16 protein-coding genes and 1 pseudogene are annotated in these 17,159 nt (G+C 62.9%); 2 read left to right on the top strand and 15 right to left on the bottom strand.

The genetic code is table 11. The annotated features are described in order from the left end of the window. From FB009_RS33430 to FB009_RS28495, 9 genes and pseudogenes are all read right to left on the bottom strand, one after another. Positions 1–122 (bottom strand): annotated as a pseudogene (locus FB009_RS33430) (KpsF/GutQ family sugar-phosphate isomerase); the annotation flags it as partial. Between the two features lie 131 nt (positions 123–253). Then, positions 254–715 carry an RrF2 family transcriptional regulator gene (locus FB009_RS28460; protein WP_011974402.1) on the bottom strand — a complete coding sequence of 154 codons (462 nt, stop codon included), beginning with the start codon at positions 713–715 and terminating at the stop codon, positions 254–256. Between the two features lie 159 nt (positions 716–874). Next, positions 875–1,870 carry a Gfo/Idh/MocA family protein gene (locus FB009_RS28465; protein ID WP_011974401.1) on the bottom strand — a complete coding sequence of 332 codons (996 nt, stop codon included), beginning with the start codon at positions 1,868–1,870 and terminating at the stop codon, positions 875–877. After that, positions 1,867–2,748, bottom strand: a complete 882-nt coding sequence (locus FB009_RS28470; RefSeq protein ID WP_011974400.1) for a sugar phosphate isomerase/epimerase family protein — start codon at positions 2,746–2,748, stop codon at positions 1,867–1,869. The genes FB009_RS28465 and FB009_RS28470 overlap by 4 nt, the downstream gene beginning before the upstream one ends. 23 nt (positions 2,749–2,771) lie before the next feature. After that, positions 2,772–3,605 carry a carbohydrate ABC transporter permease gene (locus FB009_RS28475; RefSeq protein WP_011974399.1) on the bottom strand — a complete coding sequence of 278 codons (834 nt, stop codon included), beginning with the start codon at positions 3,603–3,605 and terminating at the stop codon, positions 2,772–2,774. Continuing rightward, positions 3,602–4,525 carry a carbohydrate ABC transporter permease gene (locus tag FB009_RS28480; RefSeq protein ID WP_011974398.1) on the bottom strand — a complete coding sequence of 308 codons (924 nt, stop codon included), beginning with the start codon at positions 4,523–4,525 and terminating at the stop codon, positions 3,602–3,604. Before FB009_RS28480 ends, FB009_RS28475 begins: the two co-directional genes overlap by 4 nt. A 105-nt stretch (positions 4,526–4,630) precedes the next feature. Continuing rightward, entirely contained in the window at positions 4,631–5,824 is a 1,194-nt protein-coding gene (locus tag FB009_RS28485; protein ID WP_024311109.1) for an ABC transporter substrate-binding protein, read from the bottom strand. A 23-nt stretch (positions 5,825–5,847) separates the two neighbouring features. Further along, positions 5,848–6,828, bottom strand: a complete 981-nt coding sequence (locus FB009_RS28490; RefSeq protein WP_145162607.1) for an alpha/beta hydrolase — start codon at positions 6,826–6,828, stop codon at positions 5,848–5,850. Next, positions 6,825–7,511, bottom strand: a complete 687-nt coding sequence (locus tag FB009_RS28495) for a GntR family transcriptional regulator (RefSeq protein ID WP_011974395.1) — start codon at positions 7,509–7,511, stop codon at positions 6,825–6,827. The genes FB009_RS28490 and FB009_RS28495 overlap by 4 nt, the downstream gene beginning before the upstream one ends. Positions 7,512–7,608: 97 nt before the next feature. On the opposite strand from FB009_RS28495, the gene FB009_RS28500 reads away from it, so the two are divergent. Beyond that, positions 7,609–8,688 (top strand): ABC transporter ATP-binding protein, encoded by a 1,080-nt coding sequence (locus tag FB009_RS28500; RefSeq protein WP_011974394.1) that lies wholly within the window; start codon positions 7,609–7,611, stop codon positions 8,686–8,688. A gap of 1 nt (position 8,689) precedes the next feature. Here the strand turns inward: FB009_RS28500 and FB009_RS28505 are convergent, their stop codons facing one another. The 6 genes from FB009_RS28505 to FB009_RS28530 form a co-directional block, all read right to left on the bottom strand. After that, complete coding sequence (locus FB009_RS28505; protein WP_127582110.1) at positions 8,690–8,905, bottom strand: hypothetical protein; 216 nt, start codon at positions 8,903–8,905, stop codon at positions 8,690–8,692. A gap of 517 nt (positions 8,906–9,422) precedes the next feature. Further along, the gene (secD, locus tag FB009_RS28510; protein ID WP_011974392.1) at positions 9,423–11,957 is read right to left on the bottom strand and encodes a protein translocase subunit SecD; all 2,535 of its coding nucleotides are present in this window, start codon (positions 11,955–11,957) and stop codon (positions 9,423–9,425) included. A 95-nt stretch (positions 11,958–12,052) separates the two neighbouring features. Then, complete coding sequence (locus tag FB009_RS28515) at positions 12,053–12,475, bottom strand: hypothetical protein (RefSeq protein ID WP_011974391.1); 423 nt, start codon at positions 12,473–12,475, stop codon at positions 12,053–12,055. Positions 12,476–12,655: 180 nt separating this feature from the next. After that, positions 12,656–14,269 carry a 5-guanidino-2-oxopentanoate decarboxylase gene (locus tag FB009_RS28520; RefSeq protein ID WP_011974390.1) on the bottom strand — a complete coding sequence of 538 codons (1,614 nt, stop codon included), beginning with the start codon at positions 14,267–14,269 and terminating at the stop codon, positions 12,656–12,658. Further along, positions 14,266–15,456 (bottom strand): pyridoxal phosphate-dependent aminotransferase, encoded by a 1,191-nt coding sequence (locus FB009_RS28525; RefSeq protein ID WP_011974389.1) that lies wholly within the window; start codon positions 15,454–15,456, stop codon positions 14,266–14,268. The genes FB009_RS28520 and FB009_RS28525 overlap by 4 nt, the downstream gene beginning before the upstream one ends. A gap of 12 nt (positions 15,457–15,468) precedes the next feature. Then, a complete protein-coding gene (locus FB009_RS28530) occupies positions 15,469–16,095 on the bottom strand; it encodes a TetR family transcriptional regulator C-terminal domain-containing protein (protein ID WP_011974388.1) in 627 nt (208 codons plus the stop codon). Positions 16,096–16,361: 266 nt separating this feature from the next. Here FB009_RS28530 and FB009_RS28535 point away from each other — a divergent pair, with 266 nt between their 5' ends. Further along, the gene (locus FB009_RS28535) at positions 16,362–17,135 is read left to right on the top strand and encodes an ABC transporter ATP-binding protein (RefSeq protein ID WP_011974387.1); all 774 of its coding nucleotides are present in this window, start codon (positions 16,362–16,364) and stop codon (positions 17,133–17,135) included. The last annotated feature ends 24 nt before the right edge of the window (positions 17,136–17,159 follow it).

A 17,159-nucleotide genomic window follows, 5' to 3' on the forward strand; every position in this document is an offset into this window, starting at 1 on the left:
GTTTTGTCGCTCGACAGATGGTCGGCAAGCGCCCTGATGCCGTTCGTCGCCGTCGCCAACGTCCTGCCGATCGACTCCAGCACGGTGCCACCGGCGTCCGCCTTCGCGTGTCTCAAGCCCATCATCGACCCCTTAGCGAGAATGCGGTCTCTTCAGCGGACCGCAGCAAAGATAGACGCCAGATAGGCTCTTTCTTTCGACAAACCAAGCCTTTCGGCGGCCTTTTATGACGAACCGGCGACTTTTCGCACCGTCATGATCGGCGCGCCTGCTTTTCCACTGCAGCTTCCGGAGCGAGAACACCGCCTGCGGCGAATTCAGAGAGGGTCATCGAATCGAGGATGGACGACATGGCATCGCGAACCGACGTCATCGAGATGCGGACACGGCAGGTTTCCGGATCGCTGCAGTCTTCGCAGATTTCATAAGCCGTGCGGCTGGCGCAGCGTATCGGCGCCAGCGGGCCGTCCAGCGTCCGTATGACGTGGCCGATGCGAATCTCGGAGGCCGGTCTCGACAGGGAATAACCGCCGCCCGGCCCTTTCTTCGACCGCAGCACGCCGGCATTGCGCAGTTCCAGGAGAATTGTGTCGAGGAACTTCTTCGGAATGTTGTTGCGCTGCGCGATTTCCGTGATGAAGGCCGTCTCCCCGGGCGCGAGCCGTGCCAGATCGACCAGCGCCTTCAATCCGTATTTCCCCTTCTTCGTCAGCATTCGAGCCGCTACTCCCCGGTCCGGCAGAGACGCCGGAACCGCCTCGGATACAATTCGCCCTGCCATAGCACAAGAATGCTTGACCGACACTCAGCTATACTCGAAAGGCAGCGTCCAGACCGGGAGCGTAAAGCGGCGCCTCATCGAGCAGCCCGGCCTTTAGAGCGCGAGCGCGCGCCGCAGCGTTTCCAGGCGTTCCATGGCGATCACGCCCTCGCGGATGGTCGGCGCCGGCGTCTGCTTGCCTGCAAGCGCCGGAATGACGTCGGCGAGCAGCGCATGATAGCCCTTCGGGTCCTCGTTGGCGGCTGCGGTGAAGTTCGGCTTCCAGGTCAGCGTGTCGACCGCGCCGTCAAGTGTGGCAGCCGGATCATCGACCTTGAAGGGCGGATTTCTGTTCCAGCGCACCTCGATGACATTATCCACCTCGATGCGCTGGTGGTCGCCCATGATCTCCAGGCGCTCCACCGGCGCGCCGCGCGACTGGGCCGTGCCCATCGCAATCGTGCCGATCGCGCCGCATTCGAAATCGAAATGCACGTGGAAGAGGACCTTGCCGCGATCCTTTTCGACCTTGCGCGCCGTCAGTTTCGTAACAGGCGAGACGAGGAAGGAAACGAGGTCCATATAGTGCACGCAATGGTGCAGAAAGAAGCCGGTGTAGTCGACATTGCCGGCGAAATAGGCCGGCGCCGTCATGTAGTAGCCGGTGAGGCCATAGACGGGGCCGAACCGGCCCGAGCGCAAGATGTTCGCCGCAATCCTGTTTCCGGCGGAATACCGCTTCATGAAGCCGACGAGCAATGGCTTGCCGGACCTTTCCGAGGCGGCGAGCAATTCGCGCGCGCCTTCCGCGCTGCCGGACGGCGGCTTTTCCATGAAGACCGGCAGGCCCCGCTCCAGAGCCATCTTGCCGAATAGCAGGTGCTGGTCCGGCCCGACGGCCATGCCGACCGCGTCTATGTCGGAGCGGCGGATGAGTTCTTCCGCATCGCCCGTCAGGTTCGAAACGCCGAACTGCCGCCCTGCAGAAGCAAGGCGAGCGGCATCGATGTCGCAGAGCGCAGTCACCTGGATGTCATGGCGAACGAGCTGTGGAAGCAGCATCTGGCTGGCGTGCACGCCACAGCCGATCCAACCGATCTTGAGTGTCATCGACGATATTCCGTAAGCAGGATGTGGGACTTGATGAATTCGGCGCTGGCGGCGAGGCGTTCGCTCTCGTCCTCGTGCGGCGGGCGCCACTGGGCAAAGGGCACGCCGAAACGGTCGTCGTTGCGACGGAACGGCTCGAGCGAGATGGGGCCTTGATAGCCTGTCTCGTGCAGCGCCCGGAACACCGCGACCCAGTCCGTGGCGCCCGTTCCCGGGAAGCCGCGATGGTTCTCGTTGGCCTGGAAATGAACGATGCGCCTGCCAGCGAGCCGGATTGCTTCGGCAATCGAGGCCTCCTCCATATGCATGTGAAACGTGTCGAGCATCAGTTGCACGGCGGGATGATCAACCGCATCGAGCAATTCGATCGCCTGCCGGGTGGTGCAGAGCACGTCGCTCTCAAAGCGGTTCAGCGGTTCGACCGCCAGCATGACGCCGAGCCCGGCCGCATGCTCACCGGCCTCTTTCAGACCGGCGACGCACCGGGCCTTGCGGGAAAGGCGCTCCTCCTCGCTCACAGGCTGCGGCGGCCGGCCCGCAAAGACCAGAGGATTTCCGGTAAGCGGACCGCCGACGATCACGGCGCCGAGCGCGGCGGCGCAGTCGGCTGCGTATTTCAGATAGTCGATGCCGGCGCGATGGGCGGCAGGATCGTCCGAGGAAAGATTGCGCTGGAGGCTGACGCGGGCGGCGAGCACCACGAAGAGCCCGGCGGCTTCCAGCGCGCGGCGCGTTTCGGCAAGGTCGATTTCGCCGGGTTCGGGCACCAGAAGCTCTACGAAATCGTAGCCGAGCCTTCGCATCCCGGCGAAATGGGGGAAATGTTCGGCCGTGAAGGGCCGCGCAAACTGCATGGAGATCAACCCGACGGGGTTCATGGTCAGTCCTCTTTCATTCGCAATCAGCCCTTCACCGCGCCCTGGGTCAGACCGCCGATCAGCCGGCGTTGCACGAGAAGGAAAAGGATGGTGGCAGGCATGGCGCCGACGACGGCACCTGCAGCAAGCAGGCCCCATTCGATCTGGTACTCGCCGATCAGGGTCTGAATCGCGACCGTAACGGGCCGTACGTTCTTGCCGCCGAGCGTCAGCGCGTAGAGATATTCATTCCAGGCCGTGATGAATATGTAGATCCCGGTGGAGATGATGCCCGGCATGGTAAGCGGCAGCACGACGCGGCGCAGCGCTGAGAGCCGCGAGCAGCCATCGATCATCGCGGCTTCGTCAAGGCTCTTCGGGATGGCGCCCACATAGCTGGTCAGCATCCAGACCGCGAAGGGAATGGCAACCGTCGCATTGGCGAGGATGAGCCCGAAATGCGTGTCGAGGATGCCGGCTTTGCGCATGAGCACGAACAGAGGCAGGATCAGCAGCACGATCGGAAACATGTTGATGAGCAGGAACTGCAGCATCAGGAGCTTGCGTCCGGCGAAGCGGAAGCGCGAGAAGGCGTAGGCGGCCGTCACCGCCACGGCAAGGCCGAGCACCACCGTGCCGCAGGCGATAATGAGGCTGTCGAGCATGTTGCCGAGAAACGAGGTCTGCTGCAGCAGGCGCGCGTAATTGTCGAGGCTCCAGCCGGAAGGCGAGACGGAAACGCCTGTCGCGTTCAGCGCCGCTGTCGGCGTCAGCGAGGTCAGCACCATCCAGGCGAAGGGCGCCATGGCGAAGAGCACGATCAGCAGTACCGGGAGGTCGGTAGTGAGGATACGACGGAGCGTGGACGGTCTGTTCATCGTTCGACCTCCCGCATGGTCCTGGCGAGATAAACGGCGACGATCGTGCCGAGGAGAATGGTGAAGGTGACGGCGATCGTCGTGCCGTAGCCGAAATCGAGATTCTGGCGGGCGCGGACGAAGGCGTAGAGCGGCAGGGTATGCGTGGCATAGCCCGGCCCGCCGCCGGTCATGACGAAGATGACATCCATTGAATTGGCCACCCAGATGACCCGGAGCAGCCCCGCCGTCGCAAGCACCGGGGCGATGCCCGGCAGCGTGATGTGCACGAACTGCCGCCAGGCCGACGCACCATCGATGGAGGCGGCCTCGTAGTGGCTGCGCGGAATTCCCTGGAGGCCGGCGAGGATCATAACGGCGAAGAAGGGGAAACCCTGCCAGGTCAGCGTCGCAATGATCGCATAGAGCGCAAGGTCCGGATCGGCAAGCCACGGCACTGCCGACTGCACGACGGAAAGGTAGAGGAGGACATCGTTCAGCACGCCGGTATTCGGATCGTAGATCCAGCGCCACATCAGCGCGATCACCACACTCGGTAGCGCCCAGGGAATGATGATCAGGGCGCGTGCCAGACCCCGCCAGGGGAATTCGCGATTGAGCAGCAGCGCGGTCAGGAGGCCAAGACCCATCTGAAGCGGCACCGTCAGGCCGATCCAGATGGCGGTGTTGCCGAGCGCGGTCCAGAATACGGGGTCGGCGAAAAGTTTTACATAATTGCCGAAGCCTACGAAGCGGCTGGCATTCGGCTTCCATAGGATGAGATCGTAGAAGCTGGTGTAGACCGCCTGCACCATCGGGAAAAAGACGATGAAAAGCGTGACGAGCACCGCGGGCGCCAGCAGCATATAGGGCATCATCCGTACGCTCCAGGGCGTCGGGATGGTCACGGCGGTCGGTGGGGGTGCTGTTGTCGCGGTCATCAGGTCGTTCCCGGCCGTTGGCAATCGAAAGGCCCCATCCGCCCTGATATCAGGGCGGGGCGGATGGGAAGTCGAAGTGGGTGGAGAATCACCCGCTCCACGACATCATTGCTGCACGAAAAGAGCTTCGAGCTGCTTCATCATCTCTTCGGAGGTGATCTGGCCCGTCAGCGCCTGTTGCATGGCCGTTTGCCAGGCCGTGTTGACGAACTCGGACGTCGCGGTGTTCTGCGGCAGCACATGGGCGAAGGGCAGCGATTGTACCGTCGCATCGACAAAGCGGCGCTCATGCAGCGTCCAATTTTCCGAACCGCTCTTGGTCACCGTCATTTGCCCGGTCGCCTTGTTGAAGGCGACGTTGTTCTCGCCCTCGGCAAGAAACGAGATCCACTTCCACGCGGAATCCTTCACCTCCGAGGAGGAGAAGATAGCCAACGACTCGTCGCCATAGGACGTCCAGCGGCCGCCGCCGCATTCCGGCACCGGCACCGCCGAGACCTTGTCACCGAGTGCCTTGACCATGTCGTTCGACGAGCCGACATGATGAATGGTCATGGCCGTGGTCCCTTTCTTGAAGGCGGCGGTGATTTCCTGGAAGCCGTCATTCGGTGCCGAGGGCGGAATGACCTTGTCCTTCTGGAACAGATCGATCAGCCACTGGTTGGCAGCGATCGCCTGCGGCGTCGTCAGACCGCCCGGCTCAAGCTTCGCGCCCTGCGACAGCACGAAGGCCCCCCACTGGTCCCAGCCACCCTTGCCGCCGCGCAGGCCGAAGCCGTAGGTCGCCGGCTGCTTGGTGAGCTTGATCGCCGCGTCGCGGAACGCGTCGCAGGTCGCCGGCGGCTTCAGGCCGGCGGCGTCGAACAGGTCGGCGCGGTAGTAAAGATAAAGCACGACATACTGGATCGGCAGGTAGTACTGCTGACCGTCCGACCCCTTGTTGAGGTCGAGGAGGTTGTCGAGCAGGTCCGCCTTGCCGGCCCAGCCGTCAATGCGCTCGCCGAGCGGCTCCAGCGCGCCCATTTCGATGAGGCGCGGCTGGGCGAAGAGCTTGACCATCGCGGCGTCCGGCGCGTTGCCGCCGACGAGCGCGGTGTAGAGATTATCGTAGTAGCTGTTCCACGGAACGTTTTCCGCTTCGATCTCGATACCCGGATTGGCCGCTTCGAATTTCGCGATCAGATCGGCCATCGGGTTTTCCGGATTGTCGAAGTGATACCAGAAACGAACGGTTTCCGCCGATGCGGTGCTTGCCAGAAGCGATGCCGCGAGAGCGGTGCCTATTTTCCAGATTTTCATTGTCTCCTCCTTTGAAAATCGCTTCAGTTCGCGCCTGCCATTCGCCGGGCTTCGGCACCTGCCTTCGCAAGCGCCTCCCGCGCGGCGGCGAGATCGAGGGTGTTCTGCAAGAAGCCGTGCGTGACGCCGGGCACCACCATCAGCGCCTCGCCCCGCCCGAGTTGCTTCAGGCGTTGGTGCAGCGCGATGCTGTCCGACAGCAGCGGGTCGACGCCCGCCGCCATCAGATGAAGCGGCGGCAGAGCCGCCAAGGCCTCATCGGAGGCGAGAAGCGGACATGCGAGCGGATCAGCCGAAACGTCGCGGTCGCCGACATACCAGCGCCAGTAGCGCTGCATCTTCGCCGTCGTCAAACCCGGCCCATTCTCGAAATTTCGATAGGACTCCGTGCGGAAATCGCCGGCATAGGTTCCGTAGAAAAGGAGTGCACCAGCCATTCGCGGGCGCCCCGCCGCCGCTTCGTGCAACAGTGCGGCGAGTGCAAGATTGGCGCCCGCCGAATCGCCGGAAAGGAGTAGCGGGCCCGCCGCCACGCCGAAGGGCGCCGAGACTGCAAATGCGTTGCGGATCGTCGCGACAACATCCATCAGGCCGGCGGGATAGGGATTTTCCGGCGCCAGGCGACAATCCGGCAGGAGCACCGGCAGGCCGCATTCCAGCGCGAGAACGCGCGCACAGCGCTCATGCGATTCCGGGCTGCAGAAGGCAAAGCCGCCGCCATGCACAAAGACCACCGCACCGGAGCCGGCGCCCGGCGGCACCAGTATCTTGAGGCGCAGGCGCGCCGAGCCGATAGCCGCGTCCGCCTCGACAAAAGCCTCTCCGACCGCCGCCATTTCCGGCAGCCCGACGTTCCACCGCCGGTTGCCCTCTTCCGAAAGCGAGCGGCCCTCGGCCGGCGGCAAGGTCGTGGGATCGACCTGCGGCCCCGTTTCGGCAGCCACGCGCAGGAGCAGCGCCGCCATTTCCGGCGACAGCCGCGACAGGTCCGGCGCCGCGCTCATTGGGTCGCATCCGGGAAGACGTCGGGGCCCAGATCAACGATCGTCGCGATGTGATGGCGCAGGGCTGCGCCGGCCTTCGCGACATCGCCGCTTTCGATCGCCTCGATGATGGCGCCGTGCCGCTGCGCAGTCGCCACGAGATCGCGCGGGGTGATGCTTCGCGAGATCTTGAAACGGTGATTGTGGACGAGGCAACGATGCAGGATCGGATCGAGCGCCGGAAGCCGGGCATCCTGGAAGATGCGCCGGTGGAAGTCCCGGTCGAAGGATGCAAGCTCCAACTCGTCCCCGGCCTTCGCAGCATCGAGCATTTTCGCAAGTAGCGCCTGAAGATCGGCAGCCAGCGTGCGGCTCGGCGCCTGGAGCGTCCGGACGATGCCGCTGCACTCGACGTGCAGGCGCACGCGGAACATTTCCACGGCCTCCGCCTCGGTGCATTCGGAGACCTGCGTACCGCGATGCCCCTGCCGCCGCACCAGGCCCTCCTCCTGCAATTGCAGCAGCGCCTCGCGCACCGTGCCTTGGCTGCAAGAGAAATGCGCCGCCAGATCCAGCTCGGTCAGCGCCGCTCCCGCCGGAAGCACGCCCAGCATGATGTCACGCTTCAGCGCATTGAAGGCAGCGGTGGCCTTGGCGGGGCGGGCCGCATTGCGGGTCCTCGAGGGGGCAGAAAAATACGTCATCGCGGGCTCGCGGAGTTGCCAATCAAAATTGCTGCCATTATTGATATTGATATCGATAATGGAGGTCAAGGGTAGAGATGACCTTGGAGGGAAAACCGTGACGGCAATCGCATTGAGGCAGATCCGGAAAACCTATGGCTCGCTGCAGGTCATCCACGACGTCGATATCGACATTGAAAGCGGCGAGTTTCTGGTCCTCGTCGGACCCTCCGGTTGCGGCAAATCCACGCTCCTGCGCATGATCGCCGGGCTGGAGGAGATTTCCGGCGGTATTCTCGACATCGGCGGCAAGGTGGTGAACGCGCTGCCGCCATCGGACCGCGACATAGCCATGGTGTTTCAAGATTATGCGCTCTACCCGCACATGAGCGTGCGCGAGAACATGGCGTTCGGCCTGAAGATGCGTGGCACGGATGACGAGACGATCGAAAAACGCGTGTCGCACGCCGCAGGCATCCTCAAGATCCAGCCCTTCCTCGATCGGCGGCCGGCCCAGCTTTCCGGTGGCCAGCGCCAGCGTGTCGCCATGGGCCGCGCCATCGTGCGCGAACCCTCGGCCTTCCTCTTTGACGAGCCCCTCTCCAACCTCGACGCGGCACTGCGCGTCGAAATGCGCCTGGAAATCGCCAAGCTACACAACCGCATGAAAGCCACGACCGTTTACGTCACCCATGACCAGGTCGAGGCGATGACACTGGCAGACCGCATCGTGGTTCTGAATGCCGGCAAGATCGAGCAGATCGGCCCGCCGCTCGATCTCTACCACCGACCGGCCAGCCTCTTCGTCGCGCGCTTCATCGGGAGCCCGACGATGAATACCTTGCCGGCGAAGGTTGTCTCCGATGGCGGCGGCAGTGCCATACGCCTAAAAGAGCGCACCCTGCAGCTGGTCGGCTGGTCCGGACAGCCGATCCGCGCTGGCGAGGTCACTTTCGGCATTCGGCCGGAAGACCTGGTCGTCTGCCGGCCGGAAGATGCGTGGTTCAGCGGTGAGCTTGCCGTGGCCGAGCGGCTGGGTAGCCAGACTTACGGCTATGTTGAGATCGGCGAGGAGCGGATGCTGACCGTCGAATTTCCGCGCAGCACGCCGATCCGCGTTGGCGAGCCGATCCATGTCCGCCCGAACATGGAAGCAATCCATCTGTTCGATACCGCGACCGGCCTGCGCAAGACCTGAATCAGGCAGCTATGTCGGGAGGCCGGTTGGTGATGTTCCGCCCACGCTGAGCGGAAAGGAGCCGGCCAATGGCCGCGCGGGCCTCATCGACCGAACGGAAGCGCTGCGCGTCCAGGTCCCAGACATAATATTTGACGGCCAGAAATTTCAAACGGTCTTCGTCGGGAACGACGACTCCGACGGCTTCACCGCCATATTCGATAACTTGCTTGCTCATATAAGTAACGCTCCTCCGCACCCAACGGCGCGGATAATTCAATTCTCGGCAAAGGGTAAGGTCTGGAAGTTCTGACGATCACATTCGGCGGAGTTGACGAATGTGACCTTTAACCGTTGCACGACAAAGGGAACGTGAGCCGCAGAAAGCGGCGGTCGATATTCCGAGCATGTCACTCTCCTCTGGCTGGCCGGCGCAGCACGCCGAGCGTTCATGAACAATCGAAGCGGATCTCTCCGCTGACAGCGACAAAGTAGAATAATTTACCGATTCGTCAACTGCAGAAACGATAAAGCGAAAAATAATTCTCTCAACTCGTTCCGCCGAACCATGGCAAAAGTTCCATTCGCCTGCCCGTGGCATCTCGCTATCTAGGGAGCAGCGAATCGCCGTGCAAGGGACAGGGGCGATAAAGACAGGACTTTCCGACGAAAAAGGGGCAGCCCCATCGGAGGCTGCCCCTGGCACGAGATGCGTTTCACGGTTTCAACAGAACGTTGAAGCGCTCTGATCCTGATCAGGCGGTCGGCGTTTCCGCCTGCTGTCCGCCGGAACGAGCGGCTTCCCGCTCTTTCCACCAACGGCTCAGGAACAGCAGGATCGGACCGCCGATATAGATGGACGACGTCGTCGCGACGATGACGCCGAAGATCATCGGCCAGGCGAAGCTCTGCACCGCCTCGCCGCCCCAGATGGCCATCGGAACCAGCGACAGCGCCGTCGCTGCGGAGGTGAAGATGCATCGCGCGATCACCTGATTGATGCTCAAGTCGATCAGATCCGAGAACGCCATCGATTTGTACCTGCGCAGGTTTTCGCGCATGCGGTCATAGACCACCACCTTGTCGTTGACCGAATAGCCGATCATCGTCAGCAGCGCGGCGATCGCGGTCAGATTGAAGTCGATGCCCGTAAGAGCAAAGAATCCGACGGTTTTGGTGATGTCGAGCAACAGCACGGCGATAGCGCCGACGGCGAAGTGCCATTCGAAGCGGAACCAGATGTAGAGCAGGATCGCAACCATGGCGAGTGCCACGGCGAGGAAGCCCGATCGAGCCAGTTCGCCGCTGACCGTGGGACCTACGACCTCGGTCCGCTCCATGCTGGCGCCGGGGATGGCGGTCGTCACGGCATCCTTGACCTTGTTCAGGGCCAGGCTCTGCGCCTGCTCGCCGCCCGGCTGGCGCTGCACGCGGATCAACACCGATTGCCCGCCACCGAAGTCCTGCAGGGCCACCTCGCCGAGATTGAGCTCCTCGACGCTTCGCCGGAGCGTCGCCAGGTCGATCTTCTCCTTGGAGACCGCCTCCACCTGAATGCCGCCGATGAAATCGATGCCGTAATTCAGGCCGGGTGTGAAGAACAGAACCACCGAACTGATCGACAGGAAAGCCGAAAAGCCTATCGCCAGGAAACGGCCTTTCATGAAGGAGAAGCTCGGCAGGCGCGGCACCGGACCGAAGAGCGACGGTATCACGAGCTTCTTCATCTTCCGGCGAACGACAACCTCGCGCATCAGAAGACGCACGACGGTAACGGATGTGAACATCGAGATACCGATGCCGAGCATCATGGTGACGGCGAACCCCTTGACCGGGCCGCTGCCGAACCAGAACAGAAGGACCGTGCCCGCAAGCGTCGTGACGTTGGAGTCGATGATCGTCGCATAGGCCTTGTTGAAGCCGATATCGAGCGCCTTCATCGCGCCGGCACCCGCCTCGGTCTCTTCCCGGATACGGGCATTGATAAGGATGTTGGCGTCGACGGCCATGCCGATGCCGAGGATGATACCGGCGATGCCGGGCAAGGTCAGCGTCGAGCCTATGAGGCCGAGGATGCCGATCGTCATGATCGTGTGCAGAACCAGGCCGACATTGGCGATCATACCCCAGGCCCCGTAAAGGACGACCATGAGGACGACCACGAGGCCGAAACCGGCGAGACCGGTAAAGAGGCCCATGCGAATCGAGTCGCTGCCGAGATTGGGGCCGACGGAGCGCTCTTCGATAATGGTCAGCGGGGCGGGCAGTGCACCGGAGCGCAGGAGTGCGGAAAGAACCGTTGCCTCCTCGACGGTAAAGCTGCCGCTGATCTGACCGCGGCCACCAAGGATCGGCTCATTGATGACGGGCGCCGTCAACACCTTGCCGTCGAGCACGATGGCGAAAGGCCGCCCGACATTTTCGCGGGTGATGTCGGCAAACTGCCGGGCTCCGAGCGAGTCGAAGGTGAAATCCACGACCGGCTGATTGGTGCGCTGGTCGAAGCCGACCTTGGCATCTTCGAGCCGCTCTCCGGAAATGGCAATGCGGGTCTCGACCGCGTAGCGGTTGCCATCGTCGGCGCCGGGCAGAATGTCCACCCCACGCGGAGCCGGCTGGGTCACATCCACGCTCTGGTCGAGCATGTGGAAGCTCATCTGTGCCGTGGAGCCGAGAAGCTCACGCAGGCGTGTCGGATCCTGGAGACCGGGGAGCTGAACCAGTATGCGGTTGGAACCGATCCGCTGGATCAGCGGCTCGGCAACGCCGACCTGGTCGACACGGTTGCGAATGATTTCCAGGCTCTGCTCGACCGCCTTGGTCATGCGGTCGGCAAGACCCGCCTCGGTCATGCCCAAGGTAATCACATCGCCCGTCGTCGATACTTCGACTTCAGGAGCACTGGCGGCAAAACCGACCGTGCTTACGGGCGTTGCCAATTCCTGCAGCTTCGGCAGAACCTTGTCCCGGTCCTGAGCATCGGGAATGCTCACGGTGACGCCATTGCCGCTGATACGCGCCGAGGAGGCGGATACGCGCTCACCGCGCAAGACGCGGCGGGTATCGTCGAGAAGCGAGTTGAGGCGGGCTTTCTGAAGCCCCGCCCCGTCGACTTCGAGGACGAGGTGCGAGCCGCCCCTCAGGTCGAGGCCGAGCGTGACCGGCTCGAACGGGAGAACGGAAGCGACCTGCTCCCTCATGGCCGGCGTCAGCACGCTCGGCAGCGCCGCAAGGCATCCGAAGATGATAATTGCGACATAGGCGAGAACCGCCCATCTGGATGTATGCATGTGGGAATTCCATAAACGCCAGAACGCGCCATGGGCAGCATCCGGGCCGGGTTTTCATCAATGGCTGAGGCGGGCGCGAAAGACCTGCCGAACTCTCAAAGGAAGGCTCCCGCCGCTGGCGGCGCGCGAATGCACTTGCTCTGACAGGATGGGAGACGCGCAATTCTGGTTTTCGCCACCGGCAGGGAAGGAGCCATCTCTGGCGCAATCAGGGCAATGGCCTGGAAAGGAACGAACGCTGCAGGATCTGCGCCGGAGCATGACTTGCCATCGGCCCGCTCGCCGATGAAACGAAGATCGGGCAGCGCAACCGCCCTGCATATCTGGCGAGCGACCGGGCGGTCGGAGGAGCCTGTATCGGGCTGAGCGACATTGCCGGCCGGCGCCCCGGCCGCACGGGACGCGGCACTCTGGCCGATCGCGATGACCTGCATCGAAAGCGAGGCACAGAACAGCCACAGCACGGCGAGAAGCCGGCTGGCCTGCATATTCCTGCTGCCACCACGCATGAGGTCCATCGAGGACACGGTCCCTTTTCTCTCTGCATCCTCTATCCGCGATCGGATGCAGGCGAGACGAAATCAGCCCGAGGACCAGGCTAAACGAAGAACGTGGCCGGATTCGAGCATGTGCGCACTTAACACCACTCCGGGCCGGAAAAGTCAAATCCGGGGCTGGATGAGCCCTTCACCAGGGCGTCACGCTGTGGCTCCGGCAGTCCTTTCCTGATGGATCTCGATCAGCGAAGGCCCCGATCGCGACACCGCATCGGCAAGCGCACGCGGCAGATCCTTCACCGTCGCCAGTCGCTCCGCAGGCACGCCATAGGCCTTTGCAGCAAGCAGGAAATCGGGTGCGGAGGGTTTGACGCCTTCCGGCGTGATTCCGTTTTCGACCATGTAGGACTCGATTTCCCGGTACCCGTCATTATTCCAGACGAGGAAAACGACCTGGGCGGCCGCATCCACTGCCGAGCCGATCTCCGCCAGGGAAAACTGAAATCCGCCGTCGCCGACAAGACATATGACCGGTCGCTCCCGATCGGCAACCGCAGCACCGACCGCGGCGGGGGGCGCATAGCCGAGGGAGCCGTAGCCCGTCGCCGAATTGAACCAGGCCCTTTGGCGCGGCGCATCGCAATAGAGGTTCCCGGCATAGACGGCCTGAGTCGAATCGCCGACGATGATGCAATCTGGAAGCGTGCGGTAGATCGCCTCGACGACGCCGACCTCGGCAAGCATTTTCGGTGTCAGCTCTCTCAATGCCGCCTTGCGCGTGGCCTCCGCCCGAAGAATGCCGTCCCTGGCCGCGGCATGATCCGGCAGGAAGCCCAGAATACCCGCGGTGGCGGCCCTCGCGCCTGAAAGGATCGAAAGCGCTGCCTGCGGCCCGCGTGCGAGCTGCGCCGCATCGATGTCGGTGCGAACAAGGTTCTTCAGCGGCGGAAAACCGCCATCGGCGTAGAGATCGTAATCCGTCTGGCCCATCTCGGTGCCGAGCGCCAGCACGAGATCCGCCTCTCGCAAAAGGGCGCGCACCGCCTTGAGGCTGGGGCTTGCCGGCACCCGGAGCGGATGGCCGGCAAGAATGCCGCGGGCGTTGACCGTCGTGACGACCGGCGCGCCGATCCTTTCGGCAAGTTCACGCACTTCCGCTTCCGCCGTCAGGGCACCGCCGCCGCACACGATGACCGGGCGGGCGGCCTCCGCACAAAGGATCGCTGCCCTCTGCAGCGTTTCGCTGTCGGAGCGCGGCCGGGTTGCCGTTGCCGGCGCCGAGGGCCGGTCCTCGATCCTGAGCGCCATCACGTCGGTCGGAATCTCGATGTGGACCGGGCCCGGACGGCCGGAAAGCAGAACCGCAAAGGCGCGGTCCACGACGAGCGGCAGATCCGCGGGGTTGAGCAGCGTGTGCGAATAAAGTGCCAGCGTCTTGATCATTCCGTGCTGATCCGGCAGTTCGTGGAGCAACCCCTGCCCATGACCGAGCGAATCGCGGCGGTTGACGCCAGAGATCACCAGCATCGGGATCGAGTCCTGCCGGGCCTGCGCCATGGCGGTGATCGTGTTGGTGAGGCCCGGGCCGGTGATCACGAGCGCCACGCCCGGCTTGCCGCTGACGCGTGCATAGCCATCGGCCATGAAGCCGGCACCCTGTTCGTGGCGAGGCGTCACGTGGCGGATTTTCGATGCGGAAAGGCCACGATAAAGCTCGACCGTGTGCACGCCGGGAATGCCGAATACGACCTCCACGCCGTTTGCCTCCAGAAGGTCGACGAGGGTTTCGCCGACGGTCTTCAATTCGACGCTCATGCGCGGCGCTCCCTGCAGGCGGTGCAGCGTAGGGCGAGAGCAGCAATGCGGCGGCATGCCTCTTCAATGACATCATCGGGAACGGTGAGGCTCACGCGAAGGAAGTTTCGTGCCGTGTCGCCGAAAGAAGACCCCGGCATGACTGCAACCCCCTCCTCCTCGAGGAGCGCCCAGGCGAAGGCTTCGCCGGAGAGGCTTGTGCCCGAGACGTCGATCAGCGCGAACATACCCGCTTCGGGCGGCAGCACCGAAACGCCGGGCACTCCCGCAAGGCCGTCGATGGTCAGTCGGGCGCGGTGACTGTAGGATTCCCGCATTTGTCTCGCCGTGCCGATCTCGTGCGTCAGCGCGTAGGCGGTCATATCTGCGATGAACGGCTGCTGACCAAAGAGCATGGTCTCGGAAATCGGCAGCAGGCGCTCGGTGAACTCGGCCGGTCCAACCGCCCAGCCGCTGCGAAAGCCCGTTGCTGCATGCGACTTGGAGATGGACGAGACGACCACTGTTCGTTCGGCGAGATCAGGATTGTCGAAGGGCGAAGCAAAGGCGGCGTCGAAGACGAGTTCCTCATACACTTCGTCGCAGACGATCCAGAGATCGTGACGTCGTGCGACCGCACCGATCGCCGCAATCTCTTCCGGCGTCAGGACGGCACCGGTCGGATTGTGCGGGGTGTTGAGGAGCAGCACCCGGCACTCGGGCGTGACCGCCTTCTCCAGGTCCTCGGCCTGCATGTGAAAGCCGTGTTGCGGGTTGAGCGGCACGAACACCGGATGGGCGCCCGTCGAGCGGATCACCCCTTCATAGGTGGCGTAGAGCGGGTCTCCGACGAGCACGCCGTCGCCTGCCTCCGCAAGGCCGAACATGACGGCGAAGAGCGCCGTCTGCGTTCCCGGAAAGCAGAGAATATTTTCCTTCGTAACGCCGGAGCGGCGGCGCCGGTACTTCTCCGTCAGGGCCGCAACGACCGCCGGTTCACCGCGGCCGTTCGAATACCGATAGCGCCCCGCGTTCATGGCCCGCTGGCACTCCTCCAACAACGCGGGATCCGGCGGCAGATCGGGTTCGCCGATGGTCAGTTCGATGATATCGGCCCCGCTCGCCTTCAGCTGACGCGCGCGAACATGCAGCGTCCATTTTCCGGAACCGAGGTCGGCGAGGCGGGATGTGATCGACGCGTAGCGCAAAAAGTAGCTCCCTTATTTGTTTTCTGTTTTTTTGATGGGAAGACCGAGCAGGGCTTCAACCGACGCCATGGCGATGCTGACCAGCTCGCCCTCGCGAAAAAGATCGCCGGCCAGACAGCCTTCCACCCAAAGTCCGTCAACGAGGCCGTTGATCGCGATCGCGTAGCGGCGGCACTCCTCGGGGCCTGCAGGCCGGCCATTGGCCGCAAGGAAATCGGCAAGCAGCGCCTGCAAAACATTGCGGAAGGCGAGATAGCCGTCGCGATGGATTTCCGCAAGCACCGGATCGACCCTCACCTGACTGATGAAGGCGGCCCAGAGAGAAATGCTGCGGCTGTCAGCGACCGGCTCGGTCAGGTTGATCGCTATGAAGTCCCTGAGACGCGTCGCCGGATCACCCTCGACATTCGCCGCCTTCTCCGTGAGAGAGGCGATGACGGCGCGGTAAGCCTCCGCGACCATCTGGTCTTTGGATACGAAATAGTGGCGGACGAGCCCAGCGGTGACGCCCGCGCGAAGGGCGATCTGGCGGACGGTCGCGCCCTTGAGACCGAATTCCGAAATACAATCCAGCGTCGCCTCGATCAATTCGTGACGCCGCTCGCCCTCCGGGGCACGGTAGAAGCTGCGGCGGTTCACCGCATGCTCCGAACATTGGCGTTCAGCCAGATGGTGATTGCCTGCGAAACGGTTGGGCTCATGTCGCTGCTCCGGGGTGACCGTTCGTTGAGAAGGTTAAAAAATCGACTTCATGGCTATTATACGCTTGAATAATAGGGACACAAGTGCAACGATGCCATTTAGAAACAGCGTGACAGCCGAAGATGCTGCACGGGAGAACGACCAGGGGAACTGTTTTATATGGCTTCAGAAAGCGTTCCGCGAACGATAGGAGCCGCGTGCCGATGACGGATGCGGCCCAGGCAATCGCGGTGACAGACCTTCACAAGCGTTTCGGGTCGCTGGAAGTGTTAAAGGGCGTATCCCTAAGCGCGCAGCAAGGCGACGTCATTGCGATCATCGGCGGCAGCGGTTCGGGCAAATCCACCTTGCTCCGCTGCATCAACATGCTGGAACTGCCGTCGGCCGGTCAGATCAGCGTGCACGGTGAAGAGATCCGAATGAAGCCGGACGGCCGCGGCGGGCTGATGCCGGCCGACCGAAAGCAGGTCCAGCGGATCCGCACCCAACTCGGCATGGTTTTCCAGAGCTTCAATCTTTGGCAGCACATGACAATCCTCCAGAATGTCATCGAGGTGCCGATTCATGTGCTCAACAAATCGAAGGCCGAGGCATTGGAAACCGCCGAAGCCTTGCTTCGCCGGGTCGGTCTTTATGAGAAGCGGGATGCCTATCCGGCCTTCCTTTCCGGTGGCCAGCAGCAACGGGCCGCGATCGCCCGGGCGCTCGCCATCCAGCCGCTGGTCATGCTCTTCGACGAGCCGACCTCTGCACTCGATCCGGAACTCGTCGGCGAAGTGCTTTCGGTGATCGGCGATCTCGCGGTCGAGAAGCGAACCATGGTGCTCGTTACCCATGAGATGAAGTTCGCGCGCGACGTCGCGAGCCACATCGTCTTCCTGCATAACGGCGTGATCGAGGAGCAGGGACCGCCCGAAGCGATCTTCGGTGCGCCGAAATCCGAAAGGCTCAAGAAGTTCATCAGTTCCATTCACTGAATTCGCAATGCTCAACAAGCAAAA

The sequence above is a fragment of the Sinorhizobium medicae genome (assembly GCF_007827695.1).
Lineage (GTDB): Bacteria > Pseudomonadota > Alphaproteobacteria > Rhizobiales > Rhizobiaceae > Sinorhizobium > Sinorhizobium medicae.